Raw genomic sequence first — 25,212 nt, forward strand, 5'->3', positions numbered from 1 at the left:
TTAGTTTATTGGGTTATTTATTTAATTGTTCCAAGATTTCCTTTACTGTTTCCATATCATCAAAATGATGACGAACCCCCTTCACTTCCTGATATGTTTCGTGACCTTTACCAGCAATTAGAATAATATCATTTGGCTGAGCCAATTGACAAGCAGTTTTAATTGCTTGTTTTCGATCTGTTATCGATAATAATTTCTTATAATTTTGAGGCGCAACACCTTGCTCCATTTCACTTATTATTTCGTCTGGATTTTCATTTCTTGGGTTATCAGATGTTAAAATAGCTTTATCACTAAGATCTGTTGCGATTTCTGCCATAATAGGACGTTTAGTTTTATCTCTATTTCCACCACAACCAACAACTGTTATTAATTGTTCATTTTTTGTACGAATATCATTTATAGTTTTCAAAACATTTTCAAGCGCATCAGGAGTATGAGCGTAGTCAACAATAGCCGTGATATTTGTTGTTGAAACTATAAACTCAAAGCGCCCACTAACACTTTCTAAATCAGACATCAAGCGAAGCACTTCAAGACTTTCCATTCCTAGTTCTACAGCGGTGCCATAAATTGCTAATAAGTTATAAGCGTTAAATGTTCCTATCAATTTTACCCATACTTCATTACCATTTACCTTTAAAAGTAAACCAGCTAACTGATTTTCTAATATTTGTGCCTTATAATCAGCATATGTTTTTAATGCGTAAGTAACTTTTTTTGCTACCGTATTTTGTAGCATCACTTGTCCGTTTTTATCATCAATATTGGTCAGAACAAATGCTGACTTTGGTAAATTATCAAAAAACGATTTTTTTACATCTCTATATTCCGCAAATGTGGGATGATAGTCTAAATGATCGTGAGATAAATTAGTGAATACACCACCAGCAAAATGTAGTGCTTCTGTTCTTTTTTGATGAACTCCGTGGGAACTAACTTCCATAAAACAATATTCAACACCTGCACTTACCATTTCATCTAGATACTGATTGATGGTAATTGAATCAGGAGTTGTATGTGTCGCTTTATACTCCAGTTTGTCTACTACAATTTTCACTGTTGAAATTAAGCCAACTTTCTGACCTGCTTTTTGAAACAACTGAAATAATAATGAAGCCACTGTAGTTTTACCATTAGTTCCAGTAATTCCTATTAATTTCAATTTTTGCGACGGGTTATTATAGAAATTCGCTGCAATACAAGCTAGAGCTGAATTGGTATCTTTTACCTTTATATATGTAATTTCCTTTTTTAGATCATCAGGCAAAGTGTCGCAAACAATTACTGTTGCTCCTTGATTAATGGCCGTATTAATAAAATCATGACCGTTAGAAATTGTACCTCGAATGGCAACAAAAACATCGCCAGCTCCAATTTTTCTTGAATCAAAATCTATTTTGTTAACAACAATATCAGTCGAACCCTGCATGGATTCAATAGCAACTCTGTACAATATATCTTTTAAAATACTCATGATAATTCTAATAATATGGTTGTATTTTTTACTAAATTTTGTCCTGCTTCGATTGATTGTTTTCTGACTTTACCCATTCCTACAATTCTGACTTTCAATCCTAAATTTCCCAGTAATGCTACTGCATCCATTCCTGACATTCCTTTTAAATTGGGAACCAATTGTTGATTTTTATTTGATTTTGCAAAATAAGAATCGTAATTAATTTCTTGTTTTGCAATTTTTTGATTTATGTTTTTAATTTCATTAGTTGAAGGAGCATCGGTAAAAATTTTCTGCGCGATTCTTTTAAATACTGGACCTGCTACATCAGCACCATAAAAATTATTTAATGCAGTATTTGGTTTATGAACAACAACAATACAAGAATATTTAGGTTGCTTTGCCGGAAAATAGCCTACAAATGAGGAAGCGTAATACATATCGGCTCTGCCGTTTTTACCATAATTCACTTGAGCAGTACCCGTCTTTCCTGCCATAGAAAAATCTTTAGAATATAATTTTTGACCAGTTCCTTTTTTAACTACGTTTTCTAAAACAGCTTGTAACTTCAAAATTGTTTCCTTGGAGCATATTTTAGGAATTAATACTTCTTTATCAAATTTTTTGATTGTTCGATTCCATTCTTTTATCTCTGAGACAAATTGAGGCTTGACCATTTCTCCATCATTGGCAACAGCATTATAGAATGCTAGTGTCTGCATAGGTGTTATAGACACTCCGTAACCAAAAGCCATCCATGGTAATGAAACATTCGACCATCGTTTATCTGTTGGTTGAGGAACATAGGGAGCCCCTTCTCCTTTAATTGAAAGTCCTAATTTTCTATTTAATCCAAAATTATTTAGATGATTTACAAATTTAGAAGGTTCATTTTTATAAGCTTCGTATACTGCTTTAACCATAACTGTATTTGACGAAAGCTCAAAACCCCTAGCCAATGAAATTTTCTGTGGACCTCCTCTATGTGAATCTTCAACTCGTCGACCGCTATACATAATCAGCCCTCCATTCCTATCATAAACTGTGCTTGTATCCGCTTTTTTGTCTTCAAGAAGTGCCATCAAATCAGCTAATTTATAGGTAGAGCCTGGTTCATGAGACTCAGCTACTGCGTAATTTGTAGTTTCATAATAGGAGCCATCATGGTCTTTGCCAAGATTTGAAATTGCTTTAATATGACCCGTATGCGTTTCCATTACAACAACGCAGCCATGATCAGCATCGTAAGCTTGTAATTGTTTTAACAGTGCATGATGTGCAATATCTTGGATATAAACATCAATCGTAGAAATCACATCGTAACCGTCCTGAGGATCAACTTCATTTACATCGCGAATAGGTTTCCACTGACCTTTAGCAATTTTTTGCTTTAAAATTTTACCATCTTTACCGTTCAAGTCATTTCTGAACGCCCATTCGATACCTTTTCCGTCAAATGATTTCCCGTGAGAAGTTCTTTCATAACCCACAGTACGTTCGGCAATTTTCCCTATTGGATGCTCTCTTACCGTTTCCTGCTCAACAATTATTCCTCCTTTGTAGGCACCCAACTTGAACAATGGAAAACCCTTAATTTTAAAATAATCAGTGTAACTTAAATTTCGAGCTAGTAAATAATATCTGTTTTTATTAGCTCTTGCTTTTCTCAATTCGTTTTCATAATAACTTGAAGATTTTCCCAAGAGCGTTGCTAATGAATCGGCTAATGATTTTATGTTTTTTTCAAATGACTCTGCCTTTGGCGCAAGCGCATCAAATCGAATTTCATAATTAGGAATCGAAGTGGCCAGTAAACTCCCGTCAGCCGAATAAATGTTGCCTTTATTAGCTGGAATGACGAAAGTTCTAACTGTTCTTTCCTTTGCTAATTTTCTATAATAATCACCTTCAACCCACTGAATATTAGTTAATTTTACAGCAATAGCTATAGCCATGATAAAAATACCACAAGCCACTAGATAAATACGATACGATATTTGTTTATCCTCTACTGCCATAATTTTTGAAAAAAGTTTTTTTCTTTTACTTCTCTTACTTTTATTTTAACTGGAGGAATTGTTGATGGAAAAATTCCTTTTTCAACCATTTTCTCAGAAACTGTTGACTCCATTTTTAATTTCATTAGTTCTGATCTTCTGTCAACAAATTCAGATCTTAATTCTTTAGATTTATTAGTCAGCGCTACGATTTTGAATACCTTTTGCTCAAATCGTTGCGTATTTGCAATCATAAGAATTCCCAAGAAAATGATAAAAACAATAAAACGCCAGTTCTTAACTGCATCCTCATTTAAGAGAAATCTTGCTTTTAATAAACTGTAAACTCCGTTTTTCATTTTTTGACTTTTAGACTCTTTTTCCTGATTTTATTTTTTCTCTGCAATTCTTAATTTGGCACTTCTTGCTCTATTGTTTTCTTTAATTTCAGAGCTATCAGGAACTATTAGTTTTCCAACCGTTTTAAATGGCACCGAAAAATTTCCAAAAAAATCTCGTTCAGGCTCTCCTTCAAACATACCGTTTTTCATAAACCGCTTAACCAATCGATCCTCTAATGAGTGATAAGAAATAACACTCAATCGGCCTTCAGGATTCAAAACTTCAAGCGATTGTTCTAGAAATTCTCTTAAAACATCCATTTCTTGATTCACTTCAATTCGGATAGCTTGATAAATTTGAGCTAATACTTTATTTTTTACCCTTTCTGGCAAATGCTGAGATAAAATTTCTTTTAACCTGTCAGTTGTTTTAATTGGGTTGAACTCTCTTGCTTCTAAAATTGTTCTTGTTAATACGGGGGCATTTTTCAGTTCTCCATAATCTAAAAACACTCTTCTTAAATTAGCTTCATCGTATTCATTAACCACTTTGTAAGCATTCAAATTATTCTTCTGACTCATTCTCATATCTAAACCTGCATCGAAACGAGTTGAAAAACCTCTTTCTGGAACGTCAAATTGATGAGAGGAAACTCCAAGATCTGCTAAAATTCCATCCACACTTTTAATTCCGTAAAAACGTAAAAAACGTTTTATAAACCTGAAATTTTCATTGATTAATGTAAACCTCTCGTCTTCAAGAGCGTTTGCCAAAGCATCTTCATCTTGATCAAAAGCAAACAGTTTGCCGTTACGACCCAGCCTACTCAAAATCTCTTTTGAATGACCGCCACCACCAAAGGTTACATCAACATAAATACCATCTGGCTTAATATTTAAACCATCAACTGATGCGTGAAGTAAAACTGGATTATGATATTCCATTGTCATCGTCATTTAAATTACCCATTACATCTTCGGCTAGATCTGCAAAATCTACATCTTCACCACTTATTGATTTCTCATATAAATCTTTATCCCAAATCTCAACAATATTTACAGCAGATGAAAAAACCACTTCTTTGCTAATATTTGCGAAAGAAACCAAATCCTTTGGTACTAATAAACGTCCTAGAGCATCTATTTCAACCACTTTAACGCCAGCTGTAAACCTCCTGATAAAATCATTATTCTTTTTTACAAACCGATTAAGTTTGTTGATTTTTTGCATCATTAAATTCCATTCTTTCATTGGATACAGTTCTAAACAAGGCTGAAAAACAGAACGCTTCAAGACAAATCCGTCTTGAAGTGAAGAAGTCAATTGCTTTTTTAAAGGCGCAGGCATAAGAAGCCTTCCTTTAGCATCAACTTTACATTCATATGTTCCAACAATTGTTTCCAATTAAAATTTGTTAAATGATATAGAGCAAAAATATAAAAAAATTTACCACAATTTACCACAATATACCACATTGTTAATAAGTTTAACCACTTCTAGCCCTATAACCTTAATTAATATGCACTCAATGGGTTAACCTATTTTTTATGATTTTGTAAGAAACATAATGTTATTGAAAAAGATAGTCAAGACATATGTAATTATCCGTTTTCCTTTCTTGAAAACAGACAGAAAAATCAAAATACTGAGTATAATTTGCATTACTACACCAATAATTTTTCGCAACATTCATCTAATTTTATAATTAAAAATTGTTGTAAAAATTAATTTTTATTTATTAAATCATATATTTGTCCAAATTGAAAATCCGGTCTGAAACAAAATGGAAAAAAATCATAAAAAAGAAGGTAGATACAGTTATTATGAAGCTGGCGAGGGAACTCCAATTGTTATTTTACATGGATTAATGGGAGGACTAAGTAACTTTGATGCTGTTGCCAATTACTTTTCTACAAGAGGTTATAAAATAATCATTCCAGATTTACCTATATACACCCAGAATATTTTAAAAACGAATGTCAAAAGTTTTGCTAAATATGTTAAGGATTTCATCACATTTAAAGGGCTAGAAAGAGTTATACTTTTAGGAAACTCATTAGGTGGACATATTGCATTGTATCATACAAAAATGTATCCAGAAAAAGTTGCAGGATTAGTAATTACTGGAAGCTCAGGACTTTATGAAAGTGCGATGGGAGACAGTTATCCAAAGAGAGGTGACTATGAATATATAAAGAAAAAAGCAGAGGACGTATTTTACGATCCAAAAGTGGCTACAAAAGAACTTATAGATGAGGTTTACGAATCAATAAATGACCGTATAAAGCTGATTAAAACATTGACAATTGCTAAAAGTGCTATTCGACATAATATGGCTAAAGATTTACCAAAGATGCATGTACAAACTTGTATTATTTGGGGTAAAGATGACAAAGTAACTCCACCAGACGTTGCGGAAGAATTTAATAAATTACTACCAAATTCAACTTTATACTGGATTGACAAATGCGGACACGCAGCAATGATGGAACATCCTGACGAATTCAATCGTTTGCTTGAGGAATGGCTAACACATACTCACTTAGCAATACACTAATCTGATAGCAAAATAATATACACTAATAGATGAAAATTAATACCGCCGAATTTGTTATTAGTAATTCTGATGTAGCAAAATGTCCTAAGGATTTCTTACCCGAATATGCTTTTATAGGTCGATCAAATGTGGGTAAATCCTCCTTGATCAACATGATAACAAATCATAAAAAGCTAGCAAAAACGTCTGGAAGACCGGGGAAAACACAATTGATTAATCACTTTTTAATTAATAATAATTGGTTTCTGGTTGATTTACCAGGTTATGGTTATGCAAAAGTTTCTAAAAAGACAAAATCAATTTTTCAAGAATTTATCACTGATTATTTTGAGACTAGAGAACAACTAGTTTGTGCATTTGTACTAATCGATATTCGTCATGAAGCTCAAACGATTGACATTGAATTCATGTCTTATATGGGAGAAAGTGAAATTCCTTTTTGCATTATCTTTACTAAAGCTGACAAGATTAGTAGAGTTAAAATTGATTCTCACATTGCTGCTTATAAAAAGAAAATGTTTGCTAATAACTGGGCCGAAATGCCACAATATTTTATAACCTCAGCGACAGAGTCTACTGGAAAAGAAGAATTATTAGGGTATATTGACGAAGTTAATCAAGAAGTTTTTAAGAATAATAACAGTGGATTTTGAGATAAAAAAAACAAAAATTAAAAAAAAATTCCAAATTCCAATAATAAATTGGAATTTGGAATTTTTTTTAGATTATATTTTATTTAATCAAGTCTAATTTCTCTGCAAAATAATCGCAGAAATCTTTCATAGTATCTGCCATTTTTTCGTCGTCTGTTGCGCGTTTGAAAGTTTCAGACATGGCAACCAATGTTTGATGAAAGAAAATTTTCATTTCGTCCACCGGCATCTCTTTAGTCCATAAATCAATTCGCATACTCTCTTTTGCTTTACTATCCCAAATGGAAAGCATTATCGCTTTTGTTTCTTCTAATTCAACTCCACCATCTTTGGCAGACCACATTAACTTTTCTGGCACTCGATTTTCATCTAGCTCAATTTGAAACTTAATTTCAGATATATTTTTATTTGACATTATTTCTTAGGTTTATATTTAGATTTTTCAAAAAGCTCTTTTGCATTTACTTTCAATAATTCAGCAATCGGTATTTCATTGTTTTTTGCATAAGAACGCACAATTTGCCATCCAATCCAAGCGCCAACCTGTCCCGGCGAATCATTATCAATTTCTAAATAGAATTTAGAAAATGGAGCTGGATTAATGAAACGAGAAATTAGTTTCTTTTCATTACTGTATAGCATTTCTTTTTCAATAAAATAGCGCCACATGTAACTTTCGTTTTCTTGGCACCATATTATTTGGGATGGAGTATAGCCTATTTTTTCAGCGTCGGTGTATTCAGGTAACAACAAATCTTTTAAATACAATTGCTTGCCATAATATATCATCTCACTAAGTAAATCATTTTCTATAACTGGTGCGATATTTCGAGTAGCAAAACTGGAGACCACATCAGGTGCAATTTGTCTTTCTTCGAAATTCTCTTTCAAATAATTAGGAAATTGATAAAACTTATGATTTTTACCTAAATACAATTCTAGTGAAATGATTACTAAACTATCAGCATAAATTGCCTTAGAGCTATAATCCATTTCTGAAATAACTGTAATTACTTCGGGAGTTTTAGTTTTTGGAAAATAGTATTTGATATGCTTAAAAAGCGTTTCTAATTCTTTTTTCACGGGTGTAAAATCGGCATACTTTTTTTGAACTTCCGTGTAAACCTCCTTCCACAGCGGATCCCGCATTTTACTAATCCAAACAGCATTATCATTCCCGGCTGGAAAAAAATAAGGAAACTCTTTTTTTACTTTTTCTAAATCATTTGTAGGTGTTTCAAAAAATATTTTGTCAAAACGTTTCACTTTCAATTCGACAGGAATTATCGCCACAGACTCCTCAACCTTATTTTTCTTATCACAAGATACGAAAATGAGACAAAAGGCTACAATAAATAGAAATTTTTTCATAAATATTAATTAAATTTGTTATCAACTTATTGCCAAATAAAAAGTTGAACAAATAGATTTTGCAAATATACGCTGCTACTTTTAAAAACATAAATTATAATGACTAAAATAAGTACTTTTCAAGTTGAAGATGCAAATACTCAGATAGTAGATTGGCTCAAAATTTATGCTGAAAATGCAAAAGTGAATGGATTTGTGATTGGAATTTCAGGGGGCGTAGATTCTGCGGTTACATCAACGTTATGCGCACAAACTGGATTGCAAGTTCTTTGCGTTGAAATGCCAATTCATCAGGCCGAAAGCCACGTCACTCGTGGACGGGAGCATATTGACCAATTAAAAATACGCTACACTAATGTAAATAGTATTCAAGCTGATTTAACCTCTGTTTTTGATACATTTAAATCTGTCGTCCCTCATACTAGCGATATTTTAAAGGTTAATTTGGCTCTTGCCAATACTCGAGCAAGACTGCGAATGACAACATTGTATTATTTTGCAGGAATACAAGGTTTACTTGTTGCTGGTACAGGAAATAAAGTAGAGGATTTTGGAGTAGGATTTTACACAAAATATGGAGATGGCGGCGTAGATGTGAGCCCAATAGCTGATCTAATGAAATCAGAAGTCTTCTTGCTAGGCAAATACTTAAAAGTCCCAGAATCTATTTTAACTGCTGCTCCCACAGATGGCCTTTTTGGTGATGATAGAACAGATGAAGATCAATTAGGAGCCAGTTATGACGAATTAGAATGGGCGATGCTACAAGATGAAAGTAAAAAAAGCGTTGAGGATTTTAGCGGAAGAGAAAAAATAGTTTTTGAAATTTACAAACGACTAAATTTCGTAAATCGACATAAAATGATAGCAATTCCCGTTTGTAAAATAAAAAAATAGGAGATAATTTTATTTTTTTAGTTGATTTGCAATTAATTACAGAATTTATTTATTAAATTTACAGTCCCAAAAACAAATAATTCTAAAAACTTAAAAACTTAAAAATTATGATTAAGGTATGTATAGCCGACAATTATCCCGTTGTGCATTTTGGAGTAAAATCTTACTTTAAAGACAATGCAGACATTTCAATAGTTGCCAATGTTGGTAACTTTTTGATGGTCAGGGACATACTTCAAACTAAAGACATTGATGTTTTAGTCATCGACTTAGATTTAGAAGGACTTTCTAGTATTTTTGAGGTTAAAGCAATCTTGAAAAACTTCCCAAAAACGAAGATCATTATTTACAGTGGTCTTTCTGAACAAATTTATGCACCAAATGCCATAAAAGCCGGAGTATCTGGTTTTGTGCATAAATCTGAAAAATTAGAAACTTTAGGTGTCGCTATTAATAAGGTGCACCAAGGTAAAATCATAATGAACGAAACAGTAAAGAAAAATTTAGCATTAATTGCTAAACAAAGTAAAAGCGAACGCTTGTATCGTAAGTTATCTAACCGTGAGGTTGAAGTTTTGCGTTATTTAAGCGGAGGTAAAAAAAATCATGAAATTGCTGAAATTTTAAACCTAAACGAAAAAACTATTAGTACTTACAAACTACGTTTACTAACAAAACTTAATGTTACTAATTTAGTTGATTTAGTTAATAAAGCTAAAACGTTAGAAATTGTTTAATAATATCTAGACATTACTCTCCCTAATTTTTTAGAAAAAGAGTGTACTAACATATTATAATCCATTATCATTGCCATAGACTCTGTATTATCCGAATTTGATTCTGATAGTATAGAGTTTTTTAATTCCTCAATAATACTGCCCACAAGATACCAGCGCATAGTTAAAATTGTCTCTGAAACATTTTGAACAATCGTTTCGTTTTTAGACTTAGGAAAAATATTCTGTCCTTGCCAATCGTGTAAAACCACTCGTTCATCTTCCATCAAAATATCAGTCACTTCTTGCGCAAAATCAGTTTGCAATCTCATTAGATATTGCTCTAAACTAAAATTTTCTTCTTCGTTATAATATGCAATTAGATCCTTAAATATCTCCCTAAATAAAGGATTAGCAAGTTCAACTTCATCCTCTTGTAAACTAAGATAAATTCGTTGAAAGACCTTATAAGTTTTTTTCTCCGTAACGGTTTCTATAACACCATCTTCATTAGTTTTTAAATAAGTATCCTCAAACTCTTCCTCCTTATTACCATATAAAAGTAGTATTTCGATAATTTTTCGTTCCAAGCGATATAAAATATCAACTTTTTCAACGCCGAGAATGTTCTCATTTTTAACAACTTCAAATGCATGCTGAGCAGCAGAATCTGTTTGTTTTAGTCTCTTACCAATCTCTACTGTTTCCTTTTGAACTATTTGTGCTAATGTACTTTGTAATACTTGCTCCGAAATATCCATTATTCTTGAACATTCTTGAATATAAATTTCTCTTTGAATGCGATCAGGAATTTTCGAAATACTCACTACCATATCGCGAATTAAATCAGCTTTCTTGATAGGGTCATTTTTTGCTTCATTCATTAAAAGCGAGGCTTTAAATTGAATAAAATCTTTAGCATTACTTTCTAAATATTCTACTAAATCTTCATAGGATGATTTCTTTGCAAAACTATCGGGATCTTCACCGTCGGGAAAAGAACACACTTTTACATTCATTCCTTCCTCTAGAATTAAGTCGATTCCTCTAATAGAAGCACGTAATCCTGCAGCATCACCGTCAAAAAGAACGGTAACATTTTTAGTCAATCTGTTTATTAGACGAATTTGATCAGGTGTTAACGCAGTTCCAGACGACGCAACCACATTTTCAATTCCAGATTGATTAAACTGGATCACATCAGTATAACCTTCTACTAAATAGCAATTATTAAGTTTAGCAATGGACTGTTTTGCTTGAAAAATTCCATAAAGCACTTTACTTTTATGGTAAATATCACTTTCTGGAGAATTGAGGTATTTAGCCGCTTTTTTATCATTAGTTAAAATTCGGCCACCAAAACCCAGAACTCGACCAGACATACTTTGAATGGGAAACATGACCCGGCCTTTAAAACGGTCAAAAGGTCTATCATCACGGGGAATGGTAAGTCCTGTACTTTCTAAAAATTCTAACTTATATCCTTTTCCTAATGCTTCTTTAGTAAATGCGTCCCATGCTTCAGGAGAATAGCCTAAACTAAATTTAGATATTGTTTCATTTGTAAAACCGCGTTCCTTAAAATAGGAATATCCAATTGCTTTCCCTTCCTCAGCATTCAATAATGTATTGTGAAAATAAGTTTTAGCAAATTCTGAAACTAAATACATACTTTCTCGAATATCAGTATTCGCTTTTTCTTCATCGGTTTGCTCCGTCTCTTCAATTTCAATATTGTATTTTCTTGCTAAATAGCGAATGGCTTCTGGGTAAGTAAATTTTTCATGCTCCATTAAGAATGCCACGGAGTTTCCGCCTTTTCCAGAACTGAAATCCTTCCAAATTCCCTTAGCTGGTGAAACCATAAAAGATGGTGAGCGCTCTTCAGAAAACGGACTTAAACCCTTAAAGTTAGAACCCGCTCGCTTTAAATTTACAAAATCACCAATAACTTCCTCAACACGAGCAGTTTCAAATACAGTATCTATGGTAGCTTTTGAGATCAAATTATTTATTTTAAAATTCAAAGTTACAAAGTTTAATACGACAAAAATATCCACACTAAAAATAAAATTTCATCTTGCAGTACTTTTCTGCTTTCGCAATAGTTTCTTGAAACTAAAATGCCTTGAACCTAAATTTTAAATATTTTTAAGTCTAAAAAACTTACTTTTAAAATTCATTTTAAAAAAAATACAGTATTCCTTTTATACTAATTTTATTTATTATAAAATATGCGTTCATTTGTAAATAATTTCGAAAAAAGTAGTTTAATTTAGTGTCCCATAAGTAATCCTTTTTATGGTAATAAAATCTTTAGCAAAGAGTAAAAATGCAAATTTTAATTTGCTGTTGCATACTAACTTCCAAAAAAAACTAGAAGAAATTTTATTATTTCTCGCCGAAATAGGCATAATTTCAGGTGGTTTTATCACAGTCCGTGAGCACGGCAATCATTTCATTCAAGCTAAAATTGGCTTAGAGAATTTAAATAGTCCAGACGATATTATTTTTTTTAAAGAATTCATAAAAAACAATGAAGTTTTACTAATTCCTAATATCAAAAAAGATGGCAGATATCAATCTCTTGACCATTCTAAGTCGGTTTCCTCTTTTGAGTTTTTCGCAGGCTTTCCTATAAGTATATCTGAATTTTTTACAGGAACACTTTGTATACTAGAGCAAAAATCACGAGAACTGAGCTCTCATGATTTAAAAATCATAAAATATTCCGTTTCTAGCATTGAATCTATAGTACGGCTACAGATAGAAAACCAAGAGCTACAGGAGTTGAAGAATCACAATAGAATGAAATTTCGAATTTTTGAAGAAAATTCAAAGGAAATTTTATATCAGCTTACATTAGAAGGAGTTTTCACTTACGTATCAAAAAATTGGACCAATTTTCTAGGACACGAAGCGAATGAAGTTATTGGCAGACACTTTTCCCAATTTATCCATTCAGATGACGTTGAAAAGTGTACTGAATATTTAAATTCAATAAATTTAAATAAGAAAAATTACGATGACATTACTTATCGCTTAATTCATAAAAAAGGGCATTACGTTTGGCATTGCTCTAGTGTGCAATTAATTGGAACGGAAGGAGTACCTTATTATCTAGGCAACTGCACGGACATTACAGAATTTATAGAAACACAACAGCAACTGATTCAACAAAAAGATTTCTACGAAACTATTTTAAATTCTTTGCCAACTGATGTTGTGGTATTTGATGATCAACATAAATACCAATATTTAAATCCTATTGCAATTAAAAACAAGGAACTCCGGGAATTTATCATTGGCAAAGATGATTTTGAATATGCCGCACATTTAAATAGAGATCCTTCTATTGCCATAAGTCGTCGAAAAAGATTTCTTACCACACTTAATAGCATGGATACGACTTCTTGGGAAGAAACTTTAGGTACAGTAACTGATGGTATAACCCATCATAATCGTAAACTTACTCCTGTGTATAATGAAGATGGAAGTTTTAAAATGATGATTGGTTTTAGTGTCAACATCACAGAAAGCAAAAACATAGAGGCAAAAATACTCCGAAGTAGAGCATTAATAAAAAATATTTTAAACAATACCGCCGTAGGAATTTTGGTTCAAGGACCCAAATCGGAGATTTTAGAAAATAATTTAGCTGCTTGTGAGATGCTTGGACTTACGCACGACCAACTCTTAGGAAAGACTTCTTTTGATCCTTTATGGGCAGTAGTTCACGAAGATGGAACCTACTTTAAACCAGAAGATCACCCTGTACCCAGGGCGCTACGAACACTAAAACCCGTAAATAAAGTTGTTATGGGAATATATAGACCTGTCAAGAAAGATTTAGCGTGGCTTTTAGTGGACGCTATACCTGTTTTTAGAGAAGATAAAGAACTTCTATATGTGGTGTGCTCTTTTAATGATATCACAATGCAGAAAAACACCGAAGAAGCGTTGAAAATTAGCAACGAGCGTTTTTCTTATGCCACTAAAGCAACATCTGATGTAATTTGGGACTGGGAAATAGAATCGGAACATTTTATAATTGGAGAGAATTACACAAAGCTTTTTGGTCATAAAATAAATGATAAAAATAACTTTATAAAAGTGACGGATTTTGAAAGCTTGATTCACCCTGATGATTTACAAAGAGTTCTTACTAACGTAAAAACAACACTTGAAAGTAAAGCAACTACTTGGCGCGATGAATTTCGCATTTTAAAATCTGATGGTACTTATGCTTACATAATAGACACAGCCTATATAATACGTGACAGATCCAAAAAAGCACTCCGTATGATTGGGGCTCAAACAGATATTACCGCGAAGAAAAAAATTAGTGAAGAATTACGGATAAGTGAAGAAAAATTTAAAGGGGCATTTGAACACTCCTCTACAGGCATTGGTCTTGTAGACAAAAATGGTTTTTGGTTTGATTCTAATAAAAAATTATGCTCTATACTTGGATATTCAAGAACCGAACTACAATCATTAACCTTCACTGATCTTACACATCCAGATGACTTAAAACGAGATAAAGCAAATCATAAAACACTAGATGAAAATAAAAAATCTTTTTTTCAAATGGAAAAAAGATACATACATAAAAGTAACAAAATTATTTGGGTGAGTCTTCTTGCTTCCTCCGTAAAAGATAAAGAAGGAAACATACTTTATTATATAGCTCAAATTATAGATATTACTGATAAAAAGAGAATAGAAAAACAAAATGCATTATTAATCGAAGAAAATAATCGCAATAGAAACATTCAGCTAAACGAGGCTAAAAATCTCTACCGTCTTTTAGCTGAAAATACGGTTGATTTAGTCTGTCTACATAATTTGGATGGCACTTTTGAATATGTATCGCCGTCAGTGAAACACTTGTTAGGCTATAAACAAGAAGAACTCTTAGGAAAATCTCCTTTAGATTTTGCACATCCTGAGGACTTGAGCCAGTTAAAAGATAGCATTTATAAGTTCATAAAGCTATCCGAAGATATCACTGCACAAGGCAGATTTAAGAAGGCGAACGGAACTTATATTTGGTTAGAAACAAAAGCCATCTTTGTGAAAAAAAATGGTATTCCTGTCAGTATGCAAACTGGCACAAGAGATATAACTCTTCGTATAGAAGCAGAAGAGGCTATAAAAAATAGCTTAGCTAATGAAATTAAGCTAAACGAGCTAAGAACTAACTTAGTCTCGACCATATCGCATGAGTTTAGAACACCTATGACAACCATTAGGGCTAGTACTGAGCTAATTGAAATGTATCTCGAAGGACAAGAAATTAAACATGAAACCAAAATAAATAAACACACTCAAACCATTACTAGTGAAATTGACCGAATAGTTGATTTAATGAATGCCGTTTTAACTATTTCTAAAGAAGATGCTGGAAAAACAACTTTCAAACCTGTTAACTTTGATTTGAAGCTAATGTGCTATGATTTAATTGATAAATATTATAGTGATGAAAAATTTAAAAGAAAAATAATAACAAACATAGGAAGTGGTGATCGATTTCCTGTATTTGCTGATAAGCACTTAATGGAGTATACCATTTTTAATGTTCTAAACAATGCTTTTAAGTACTCAGATGTCGCAACTAATGTTGTTTTAAACTTATTTATCGAAACAAATAGGATATACTTAGAAATAATTGATAGTGGGATAGGAATACCAAAAAAAGATCAACTCAATTTATTCAACACTTTTTTTAGAGCGCGTAATACATATGGAATTCAAGGAACAGGTTTAGGCCTATATATTGTTAAGACATTTACTGAAAAAAATGGAGGAAATGTTAAATTAAAAAGTGAATTGGGAAAGGGAACAAAGGTCTCACTAGATTTTCCAATTTATAAAACGAAATAGAAGTTAAATACAAGACAAAAAATAGGATGATGAATCGTATTAATTTTCAACATTAGGGATAGATTTACTTATCCATTAGTAGATAAAGTTTTTAGCAACTCATTTACAATTTCTAAGTCCTTCTTTTTTAGTGGTATTTCACAAAATGCATTACCATGGAAATTAATCAGTAACTTGAGTGCTGTTTTTGATCGTGCAATAAAAAGAAATAATATCAGAAGAGCGATCACAAACTTTATATAAATAGAAATTACTACTAAATTAAAAAGAAAATAGAGTAACAAGAGAAAAAATATTATTAATGAGGATCGTTGTTTTTTAACCAGTCTAACATTTGTAACATTGACAAGCTTTATTTGTTTTTCAATCCCTCTAACTTTTGTGTTCAACGTGTTAGAATAACTACAATACTTTAACGCAGTTCTATAATCATATTCCATTATATTACACTTTAAATCGAAACAATTATACGATAGATCCCATTAATTTCACTTGACTAGATCAGTTCGCCTTAAAAAATTACAATTGTTCAATTTTTGCCCCACAAAAATGAACGGCGAACTGTCTAGCAAGACCCCAAATCTCAAACAAACATAATACAGATTTTAGTTGAAGCCACAAAATAAAGTTTATTTTAAAAAAACTAATTGATAATTTCAAATTCAGTCTTAATTATTTAGAATTGGCATTTTGAAAATACTATCTAACAATAAAACAACACTTCCGACAACAACAGTGATCAGTAGGAACAGGCTGAAACATTTTTTCATAAGGATGAATAAGGAATATTCATTAATCTTGGTTTTAAAGTATAGCACTAGAGCTGATTGACAAGTTGCAAATCACTGCCTTTTTACTACTGCGATATTAGAAATGGACATGTTAAATTAGCCCGCACAGTAGGTTTATGGAAAAGACTTAATTTACGAAACAGCAACATAATTTTTTACGCCTGATTTATTAAAGAGCAAGTCTCTATAATTTGGTTATGCAAGACATAAAATTTCAATAATAGCGCACTAAAATGGTGTTACCGCTCCACCTTGATTCCAATCGAGGATAGAGAAATAAAAGTTTGGACCTAGAAATTCCCCTAGACAAGACAAACTAAAGAAAACTTTGAAACAATAATAAATAGTTGAACTTCAAAAAACCTTAAAGAGCAGCATTAAAACGAATATTACTAAAAAAAGCAGTCGATCTCTTTTTTTAGAACGGGTAATAATTAATACTTTTATCAAAAATAATAAATAGATATTCCTGATTAAAAAGGTTTTTAAAATACTGCAATTTGATAGAAGAAGCTATTATAATTAAAAAAGCCACTGCGTTTCAGACGGACAACATCGAACTGTTGCTGCAAAAGAAAAATAATTCCATTTATTTTAGGTTCCAAATTAGTGATTATAGTTTCAGAAAAATGACTATTAAAAATAGAACTCCTAAAAAAAACTAATTTTTTACTCTGACAGTTACACACAATATTATAGTTAAAAGTTTACAAAAATGATTGATTCTTACAAAATCATTATAAAAAATATAAATAGAAAAGGAAATTATTAGGATAATGTGAGGGCTGAAAACATCTTTTAAAACTTGATTAAAATACATACTTCTGGAAGCAAGCTTCAAATATAGATACAATAAAATTAGAGTTATTGAAAAATATTGAAATTTGGCTTCATTGAAATAGGAGATTCTTCGCTAATATATTCAAGTATAAAAGAATCTTTGAATCAAAAATTAATTTTAAAAACGAAAAGTCACTTTAAGAAGAGATTTCCTTTGCATATTTAAAAAAGTGGGGACAAAAATCGTTGCTATATTCTGTACAATTTAAAAAATAAACAAAGATTTATACATATCGCGATAAATAAATATCGTACTTATCGTGAACTTTATCCTAAATATTAACCTTGGAAGCAATAGTTTTAATATACTGCGTCGGACTTATTCCTTTGTAGATTTTAAAACTAGTTGAGAAGTAAGAAAAGGAATTAAACCCAGATTCGTCAGCAATAAACTGAATATTTCGTTCCCCTAAATCGACTAACTTAATAGCATAATCCAATTTAAATTCTCTTATATATCTAGATATATTTTTATTAGTCCGTAATCTTATCTTTTTATCTAATGTAGATCTACTAAGAAACAATTTCTTACTAAGCTCGTCAATATCAATTTCTTCCTTTAAATTCACCGCTAGAATCGCATTAAGAGAGACGATAAAATTTTTCTCTGATAATTTTATGGTAACTTTTGAAAATGGATCAGGATTTATTTTTTTTTCAATACTTAATTTTAAATTACAAACATTTATAATTTTGTAAGCTAGTTCTTTTACTTGGAATGGTTTTACTATAAAATCATTTACACCATTTTTTAGCTGGCGGTATTTAATTCCTTCTTCCATATTTGCGGTAACCATTATAAAAGGAATAGACTGATAAATACTGTTTTTCCTAATCATTAAAAAAAACTCCTCCCCATTCATTTCAGGCATCATATAATCACTGACGATAACATCTGGCTTAGTTTTATCAATCCCAGCTAAAGCTGTTTTACCGTTTTTATACCAATCGACATTGAAGTCATTAAGAGTTAAAAGCTCTAACATTAAGCTACCTAAAGCTATGTCATCTTCAATCAAAAGAACTTTAATTTTATTGTAGATCATTTGTTGAAATTAAATAAACATTATTTAAAATATAGGTCTAAGGCTTTAACTTTATCATATTTACGCTAGTAAAAATAAATACTAAATATAATTTTACTCCGATATTGCTCTTTGTGTAATTGTGCGTTGTCAAATTGATCTTTGTTCTAACGCAATACTACAAAATTAAATTAAATAAGTTAAACAATGAAGTAATATGATAAATGAAAAACAGTAAGACGGTTCATTACACGAAAATTATTTCATGATATATACCAATAAAGCAAAAATTAAAGAATATTTCACCAAAGAGAACTAAAAAGATAAAACGATACTTAAGAATTCTACAAAACTTATTACAATGCATGTAAATAAAATACTAATTGTCGAGGACTAATTAAATATAAGTGAAACGATTGTTGAACTACTACTACTAAAAAATTATGTGGTCAAGTCTGCAGCAAATGGACAAGATGCGCTCGATTTATTGGACATTTGGACTCCTGATCTCATCATTGCGGATATTATGATGCCAATTATGGATGGTCAAGAACTTTACGAAATTATAAAAGAAAGCAGAGCGCTCTGCGCTATTCCTTTTATTTTTTTAACTGCAAAAAAAGAACCCAATCTAAAACAAAAATCATTACTTGATGGAGTTGATGACTTTATTTCAAAACCATTTAAAGCAAAAGAGTTGTTAGAATTGATTCAAACAAAATTAGCGCGTTTTGAAAGAATCAAAAACAATCAAAATAATCTATATATTGGTGAGAAGAAATTTTTTTTACATGAAGTAAACACCCCTATCAACGGAATACAAGGTTTTATTGATCTACTTTTAGATGGTGAAAATAGTTTAGGAAACGAAGATAGAAGAACTTTTCACACTGCCATCAAAACATCTCTCGTAAGACTGCAAAGGAATATGCAAAATTTATTTTTATATGAGAGTATTAAAAACAATGAATTTGAAGTTACTGCCAGTGCTAACTGTGATATCGAAGCTGTGTTTCAGAAAGCGAAGGCCATTGTTTTAAAAGAATATCAAATTGAAGATTACAAAATTACATATGAAATAGAGAAAAAAGATTTGAAAATTAGTGCAGAACATTTAAATTTTATATTTACAGAATTAATCGATAATGCCTTGAAGTTTTCTTCTGAACCTAAAAAAATTATTGTCATCGGAAAAACGTATAACGCGAAATATTATGAAATAATTATACGAGATTTTGGCATTGGCTTGACAGCAAACGAATTAAAGAAGATTAATGCTGCAGAGCAATTTAATCGCGAAAAAAAAGAACAGCAAGGATTAGGACTAGGGTTGTATTTAAGCAAGACGATAACAAAAAAATTAAATGGATTATTTAGTATAATATCTGAGAAAAATGTTGGTACTACTATTTCAATATTCTTGCCCCCTTCATTAAAAAATAGTACATGAAATACCATATAATTTATAGGTATCGTAGTTAAAATTATTGACACATTTTAAAAAAACAAGTTGCAACATTTGATCGTTAATTCCAATAGAAATTATGCTGTGGTGTAAATTACCATTTTAGCAATAAAATTAATTTAATATAGAAAAACAGTTAATTCAAGTTTGGCTTTCTTTTTTAATTTTAGCTGTTCACTTAATAGCTAAAAAAATGCTTTTCGTTATTGACATATAGATACCATTTTTTTATAAAATTCACTCGGTTTTTTGTTTGCAACGTCTTGATAAACATCCACGTAATTTTAAGTATGACAGTATTAGCCTTTTATACTATTTGTAGTTTTTATAATTTTTGAGATCTTCAGACATTGAAAAATGTTTGATAATTTACTTTTTATTTTAGAAAGCGATAGTCTGCTTAATTTGTAAGTATACCAATATCGATCATGTTCTATGTTAAATATTTTCTCATTGATAGCAGCGTTATACCTTTCAAACCAATAGTTAAATTCTTGTGTCAAAAAGTTTCATTATTTTCGATCTTGATTTTCAAAAGTATTTAAGCAAGACTTCTTAATTCTTGTCCCGAAATATATTTTCGATAGCTTGTCAACTAATTCACTCACATTCTACGAATATAAACTAAACCATGGCTTTTTGTGCGTTCTGAATAGCCTTTTTAATCGCTTTAAAAGTACTTTTATGACTATCTGCTGCAACACTTTCAATTTGAATCCCTTATAAATTTTATGTTATTTCACAACAATATGCTTTATCAGTAATGTTTATAAGTTGAGTATAACCGTCAAGATGATCTTGACGGCAGACTAAATAAAAATTCTAAAAATAAGTCTCATTCATTAGTAGGTCAACATTATTTATTTGAATACTTTTTATCTTTGTAGCTTGATCTAAATTAGAATGGGTGGTTCTTTCTAGCGCGTCTATTGAACAAATACCATCTCGAGTTACTGTCATGTATGTTTGATTCTTTTTATGTTGCACCATCTTAAAATTACTTCAATTAAAATCAAATCTAATACCTAAAGAAACATTGTTTTGATCAATAACATTATTTTTAAACAAAGGATTTAAATCATATTTTAGATAGAGACTAGTTGATTTATACCCTATGTAAGTGCTTAAACCGTATATAAAATTATTGGTGTTAAAATCTCCTTTAGTTTTTTCTCGCGCTTTCAAATCCTGGTCATCAAAATTAATAATCTGCTTTGATTTTAAATTTATTCCTGCATATCCTCCAACGCCTAAACGGAAACTATTATGCGTTCTAAAAAATGGATTTCCATTAGAATCCTTATTGCCTGAAAAGTCAAACTCTAAATGAATTGGCGCCACTAAATAAACATTTCTAAAACGAGAATCCTTTAAATCTTTAGTATTCAAAACTAGACCAGTTTGATTTCCATTGATCACAAAACTGCGATTGTCTGTTGGACGAAGATTATTATACATCACAGAAAGGCCATATTTAGCGTGCAATAAATTATCATTTTCCAAAATTCTGCTATTGTAAGTTACACCTAATTCGTAAAAATGAGATCCCAAATATCTAAAATCTGATTCATTCACCGTATTGTTTGTCACCACATTATTTAAACCTGCTGCAAAAACCATTTGGCTTGTTGTACGCTTAGATTGACGGTTTTTCTTATCTTCATTACCATCATATACTTTCAAAGATGCAATATTAATTTCTGTTTGATTTTGCCCAATTTCAGTATTGCTTCCACCAAGCATTATCATTCGCCCACCTTTTTTATTAGGTTCATCTTCTAGTTTCCCATCAACTCGGTCTTGAATTAATTGATTTAGCTTTGCTTCCTCAATTGCAACTTTAGTTTCAATAGTAGCAGCTCGAACTGCTGCTTTCTCCAATTTTAGTGTTTCCCCTTTTTCTTTGGAAAGCAATCCCTTTGAAACATCCTGATCGATAGTTTCAACTTCAGCCTTTAATGCTTTTTTCTCACTATCCGTTATTGATTTAATTTCATCAGCAATCGCTTTTGCTCGTTTTTCAAATGAAATTGTTTTGTTTTTTCTTCCTTTAATAGAACCCGTTTCCTCAACAGCATCGTCAACTACTTCCAGATTTACGTCTTTAAACCAAATTTCACCTGTTCCATCTAACAGAGTTCCGTATGAGATTGATGTTGATTCAGTTGGCACAAATAGAACCACTTCATATTTCATCCAATCTGTTGTACCTTTTATTCCTCTATTTCGCATATTATCAAAAGCAAGAACCTGAGCTTTATAATAATCGACGCGCATCCAAAGTCCTGCCCATGATTTTACTTTTTCAGTTTTCACAAAACCGCTCAGTTTAACTGTTTTTCCTTTGTACAAATCAGTTGGAACGGTTTTCATAAGAGTTCCAAAACCATCAATTTTACTTTTTACTGACTTAATAGTAAAAATATTTTGATCCATTAACTTTTCATTTTTTTTAAAACTCATTTCATAATTGGGAGATTCAGGTTGCCAATAAGAATAATCTAGAACATTTTTATAAGTCCCATTGTTTTGAGCATTTAATTTGCCGACCATAGCAGCCAACATGATAGCTGTAAATAAGATAATTTTTTGCATGATTTTCGTTTTTTGATTGATGATTGATGATTATTTATTCTTGGTAATTTCTATTGACTAAAACTGTTTTTATGGCGTTGTAGTTATTGTTTAATTTTTCCAATGCCGTTTCTCTAAAAGATTGATTTAACTCTGTTTCCGCATTTGACAATAAACTGTTTGCATTGACAGCAATCCCGTTTTTAGTTCTATCTATCGTTTTGTAATAGACACCAGATTCACTTTTAGAATTACTAACTTCCGCTAATAATTTTTCAGCTGAAATATATCTGCTTTTTTTAACTATTGGGGAATTCAAATTTTCAACAGAATTTAAAACTCCATTATTCTCTTTTGCTTGATTAATGTTTAAAACAGTATTTTCTTTATTCGAAAGTTGGTTAGACCTTGTATTTACTGCATTAGCAACAACTTTAGATGGGTAAACTATTTTATTTTGAACAATATTAGATACAACTTTCTCATTAGCTAAATCATCTTCTTCATTAATCCTATTATCGGTTTTTTGTTCTAAAACGACTGCTGGTCGATTGTTATCTATTATTTCAGCATCAAAAACAGTAAAAAAAATAGTTCCAATCAGCAGAAAACCAACAAAACTAGCCGCTACGTACATCCACGGTAACTTCCTTTTTGGTTTCTCAGCAGCGCTTAATAAACTATCCAATTTATTCCAAGCCATCTCCGAAGGTTTAATTTCCCGAAGATCTAATTGCTCTTTTATCTGTTTTTCTAATCTATTCAGTTCCATACTCGTAATTTTTTAACTTGTTGACCTGCCCCTGCAACATTTTCCTAGCATGTGATAATTGCGACTTTGATGTTCCTTCACTTATTCCCAATAATGTGGCAATTTCGTGATGTTTGAAACCTTCAATAGCGTAAAGATTGAAAACCATTTTGTATCCATCTGGTAAACGATCAATTAGAAACTGAATATCGTCTACTGAAAATTGACTTTCGATATTATTAAATCTTTCTTCAAAGTAAGTTTCGTCTTCAATGTATTTTATCTTTTTCTCCACTCGCATAAATGAGATACATTCGTTTATCATTATTCGTCTTATCCAACCTTCAAAACTTCCGTTGTGTTGAAAATTTTTCAGATTCGTAAAAACTTTCATAAAAGCGGTAATCATAATATCCTCAGCTTGATGAATGTCTTTTATATACTGACGACATACACTTAACATTTTTGGTGAAAAATGAGTGTAAATCTGCTGTTGAGCCTGTCGATTATTTTCGATAGCTAACAGTATTAATTCCTTTTCCTGATGCTGTAATTGAATTACTTTCATTATTTGTTTTCAGTGGTCAGTACGCAGCGCTCAGTGCTATATCTTCTTAAATAATAACAGACTTCTCTATAAACATAGACGACAATAGTTATGAAATGGTTGCATCATGTACTGATAAATTGTGCAAAAAATAATAATAAATACTTGATGCTTTAAATAAAATTATAAAATATAAGCTCAAAGAGTAGCTTTGATAAAACGAGATGAGCATTGAAAAATGACATAAAGAAGTTATAGAAAACGTAGCTGAACATTTATTAATAAAAACTGAACACTACTTCTTTCTTTCAATCACATAATTGACCATCAAGATTAATGCTTCTTTAAAATCAGATTTTGGATAATAATTTAATAATAAAAGTGCCTCTTGCTGAAATTGAACCATTTTTTCTTCGGCGTAAAGCAAACCATTATTGTCTTTTACAAAAGCAATAACTTCTTTAACACGTTTTTTATCTTTATTGTGATTTTTGATCGAGTTGATCAGCCAGCTTTTTTCTTTTGAAGTACAAATGTTCAAAACATAAATAAGTGGCAAAGTCATTTTTTGCTCTTTGATGTCAATTCCTGTCGGTTTCCCAATGGCTTCATCTGTATAATCAAATAGATCATCTTTGATTTGGAACGCCATACCAATGAGTTCACCGAATTTTCTCATATTCTCGACTTGAACATCATCTTCAATAACAGATTTTGCACCAAGAGCGCAACACGCAGCAATAAGTGTAGCTGTCTTTTTTCGAATGATTTCGTAATAAATACCTTCCGTGATATCTAATCTTCGAGCTTTTTCAATTTGTAGTAATTCGCCTTCACTCATTTCGCGTACAGCAACAGAGATAATTCGGAGTAAATCAAAGTCACCGTTATCAATGGAAAGTAATAATCCCTTAGATAACAAATAATCGCCAACAAGTACAGCGAGTTTATTTTTCCAAAGCGCATTAATCGAGAAAAAACCTCTTCGCCTATTACTGTCATCTACTACATCATCGTGAACTAATGTTGCCGTATGAATTAATTCAATAACGCAAGCACCGCGATACGTTCTTTCGTTTACATTTCCAGCAGAAACCATTTTAGAAGTTAAAAAAACAAACATAGGACGCATTTGCTTGCCTTTCCTATTAACAATATAGTAGGTAATTCTATTCAACAAAGCCACCTGTGAAGTCATCGATTGGTAGAACTTTTTTTCAAAAAGTTCCATTTCTTTTAAGATGGGCTGTTTTATTTGAGAAGTGATGTTCATTCGGATTCAAAGATAAGCTTTAGCTTGCAATCTTACTAATGCTTATTTTGTTTTGAATGTTTATAAAA

General features: G+C 31.3%; 20 protein-coding genes. 6 read left to right on the plus strand and 14 right to left on the minus strand.

All coding sequences use genetic code 11. The features are described 5' to 3' along the window. Nucleotides 1-13 precede the first annotated feature (13 nt). The 5 genes from BUA99_RS07645 to mraZ are packed head-to-tail and all read right to left on the minus strand — an operon-like array spanning nt 14 to nt 5,202. On the minus strand, nt 14-1,477 hold the full coding sequence (locus BUA99_RS07645; RefSeq protein WP_072990378.1) for a UDP-N-acetylmuramoyl-L-alanyl-D-glutamate--2,6-diaminopimelate ligase: 1,464 nt from the start codon (nt 1,475-1,477) through the stop codon (nt 14-16). Next, nucleotides 1,474-3,477, minus strand: a complete 2,004-nt coding sequence (locus tag BUA99_RS07650) for a penicillin-binding protein (RefSeq protein WP_072990381.1) — start codon at nt 3,475-3,477, stop codon at nt 1,474-1,476. Before BUA99_RS07650 ends, BUA99_RS07645 begins: the two co-directional genes overlap by 4 nt. Continuing rightward, a complete protein-coding gene (locus BUA99_RS07655) occupies nt 3,468-3,815 on the minus strand; it encodes an FtsL-like putative cell division protein (RefSeq protein WP_072990384.1) in 348 nt (115 codons plus the stop codon). Before BUA99_RS07655 ends, BUA99_RS07650 begins: the two co-directional genes overlap by 10 nt. Nucleotides 3,816-3,845: 30 nt before the next feature. Continuing rightward, on the minus strand, nt 3,846-4,754 hold the full coding sequence (gene rsmH, locus BUA99_RS07660) for a 16S rRNA (cytosine(1402)-N(4))-methyltransferase RsmH (RefSeq protein ID WP_200778646.1): 909 nt from the start codon (nt 4,752-4,754) through the stop codon (nt 3,846-3,848). Then, nucleotides 4,729-5,202 (minus strand): division/cell wall cluster transcriptional repressor MraZ, encoded by a 474-nt coding sequence (gene mraZ, locus BUA99_RS07665; protein ID WP_072990386.1) that lies wholly within the window; start codon nt 5,200-5,202, stop codon nt 4,729-4,731. Before mraZ ends, rsmH begins: the two co-directional genes overlap by 26 nt. A gap of 379 nt (nt 5,203-5,581) precedes the next feature. On the opposite strand from mraZ, the gene BUA99_RS07670 reads away from it, so the two are divergent. After that, a complete protein-coding gene (locus BUA99_RS07670) occupies nt 5,582-6,355 on the plus strand; it encodes an alpha/beta fold hydrolase (RefSeq protein WP_072990389.1) in 774 nt (257 codons plus the stop codon). 29 nt (nt 6,356-6,384) lie between these two features. After that, nucleotides 6,385-7,008, plus strand: coding sequence for a ribosome biogenesis GTP-binding protein YihA/YsxC (yihA, locus tag BUA99_RS07675; protein ID WP_072990392.1), 624 nt, complete (start codon nt 6,385-6,387; stop codon nt 7,006-7,008). A gap of 79 nt (nt 7,009-7,087) precedes the next feature. On the opposite strand, the gene gldC is transcribed toward yihA, so the two are convergent. Together gldC and gldB are read right to left on the minus strand one after the other, a co-directional pair. Next, nucleotides 7,088-7,423 (minus strand): gliding motility protein GldC, encoded by a 336-nt coding sequence (gene gldC / locus BUA99_RS07680; protein WP_072990394.1) that lies wholly within the window; start codon nt 7,421-7,423, stop codon nt 7,088-7,090. Beyond that, nucleotides 7,423-8,379, minus strand: a complete 957-nt coding sequence (gene gldB, locus BUA99_RS07685; protein WP_072990397.1) for a gliding motility lipoprotein GldB — start codon at nt 8,377-8,379, stop codon at nt 7,423-7,425. The genes gldC and gldB overlap by 1 nt, the downstream gene beginning before the upstream one ends. Nucleotides 8,380-8,478: 99 nt before the next feature. On the opposite strand from gldB, the gene nadE reads away from it, so the two are divergent. Next, entirely contained in the window at nt 8,479-9,276 is a 798-nt protein-coding gene (nadE, locus tag BUA99_RS07690) for an NAD(+) synthase (protein WP_072990400.1), read from the plus strand. Nucleotides 9,277-9,383: 107 nt separating this feature from the next. Then, nucleotides 9,384-10,013: a response regulator transcription factor gene (locus BUA99_RS07695; protein WP_072990403.1), complete on the plus strand. Its 630-nt coding sequence runs from the start codon at nt 9,384-9,386 to the stop codon at nt 10,011-10,013. Here the strand turns inward: BUA99_RS07695 and dnaG are convergent. After that, a complete protein-coding gene (gene dnaG / locus BUA99_RS07700; protein WP_072990655.1) occupies nt 10,010-11,998 on the minus strand; it encodes a DNA primase in 1,989 nt (662 codons plus the stop codon). The two genes, BUA99_RS07695 and dnaG, sit on opposite strands and share 4 nt — an antisense overlap. A gap of 295 nt (nt 11,999-12,293) precedes the next feature. Here dnaG and BUA99_RS07705 point away from each other — a divergent pair, with 295 nt between their 5' ends. Continuing rightward, nucleotides 12,294-15,878, plus strand: coding sequence for a PAS domain S-box protein (locus BUA99_RS07705; protein ID WP_072990405.1), 3,585 nt, complete (start codon nt 12,294-12,296; stop codon nt 15,876-15,878). 1,903 nt (nt 15,879-17,781) lie between these two features. Here BUA99_RS07705 and BUA99_RS07715 read toward each other — a convergent pair. Beyond that, entirely contained in the window at nt 17,782-18,555 is a 774-nt protein-coding gene (locus BUA99_RS07715; RefSeq protein ID WP_072990411.1) for a response regulator, read from the minus strand. Nucleotides 18,556-18,949: 394 nt separating this feature from the next. Between BUA99_RS07715 and BUA99_RS07720 the strand changes: the two genes are divergently transcribed. Beyond that, nucleotides 18,950-19,984, plus strand: coding sequence for an ATP-binding response regulator (locus tag BUA99_RS07720; protein ID WP_262487701.1), 1,035 nt, complete (start codon nt 18,950-18,952; stop codon nt 19,982-19,984). 837 nt (nt 19,985-20,821) lie between these two features. On the opposite strand, the gene BUA99_RS15095 is transcribed toward BUA99_RS07720, so the two are convergent. From BUA99_RS15095 to BUA99_RS07740, 5 genes are all read right to left on the minus strand, one after another. Beyond that, entirely contained in the window at nt 20,822-20,959 is a 138-nt protein-coding gene (locus tag BUA99_RS15095; RefSeq protein WP_159430934.1) for a hypothetical protein, read from the minus strand. A 42-nt stretch (nt 20,960-21,001) separates the two neighbouring features. Further along, the gene (locus tag BUA99_RS07725) at nt 21,002-22,594 is read right to left on the minus strand and encodes a hypothetical protein (protein WP_143151728.1); all 1,593 of its coding nucleotides are present in this window, start codon (nt 22,592-22,594) and stop codon (nt 21,002-21,004) included. A 34-nt stretch (nt 22,595-22,628) separates the two neighbouring features. After that, a complete protein-coding gene (locus BUA99_RS07730) occupies nt 22,629-23,345 on the minus strand; it encodes a hypothetical protein (RefSeq protein WP_072990413.1) in 717 nt (238 codons plus the stop codon). Continuing rightward, nucleotides 23,332-23,892, minus strand: a complete 561-nt coding sequence (locus tag BUA99_RS07735; RefSeq protein ID WP_072990416.1) for an RNA polymerase sigma factor — start codon at nt 23,890-23,892, stop codon at nt 23,332-23,334. Before BUA99_RS07735 ends, BUA99_RS07730 begins: the two co-directional genes overlap by 14 nt. A gap of 274 nt (nt 23,893-24,166) precedes the next feature. Beyond that, complete coding sequence (locus BUA99_RS07740) at nt 24,167-25,144, minus strand: polyprenyl synthetase family protein (protein WP_072990419.1); 978 nt, start codon at nt 25,142-25,144, stop codon at nt 24,167-24,169. Between the last annotated feature and the right edge of the window lie 68 nt (nt 25,145-25,212).

The organism is Flavobacterium segetis, from assembly GCF_900129575.1.
GTDB classification, from domain to species: domain Bacteria; phylum Bacteroidota; class Bacteroidia; order Flavobacteriales; family Flavobacteriaceae; genus Flavobacterium; species Flavobacterium segetis.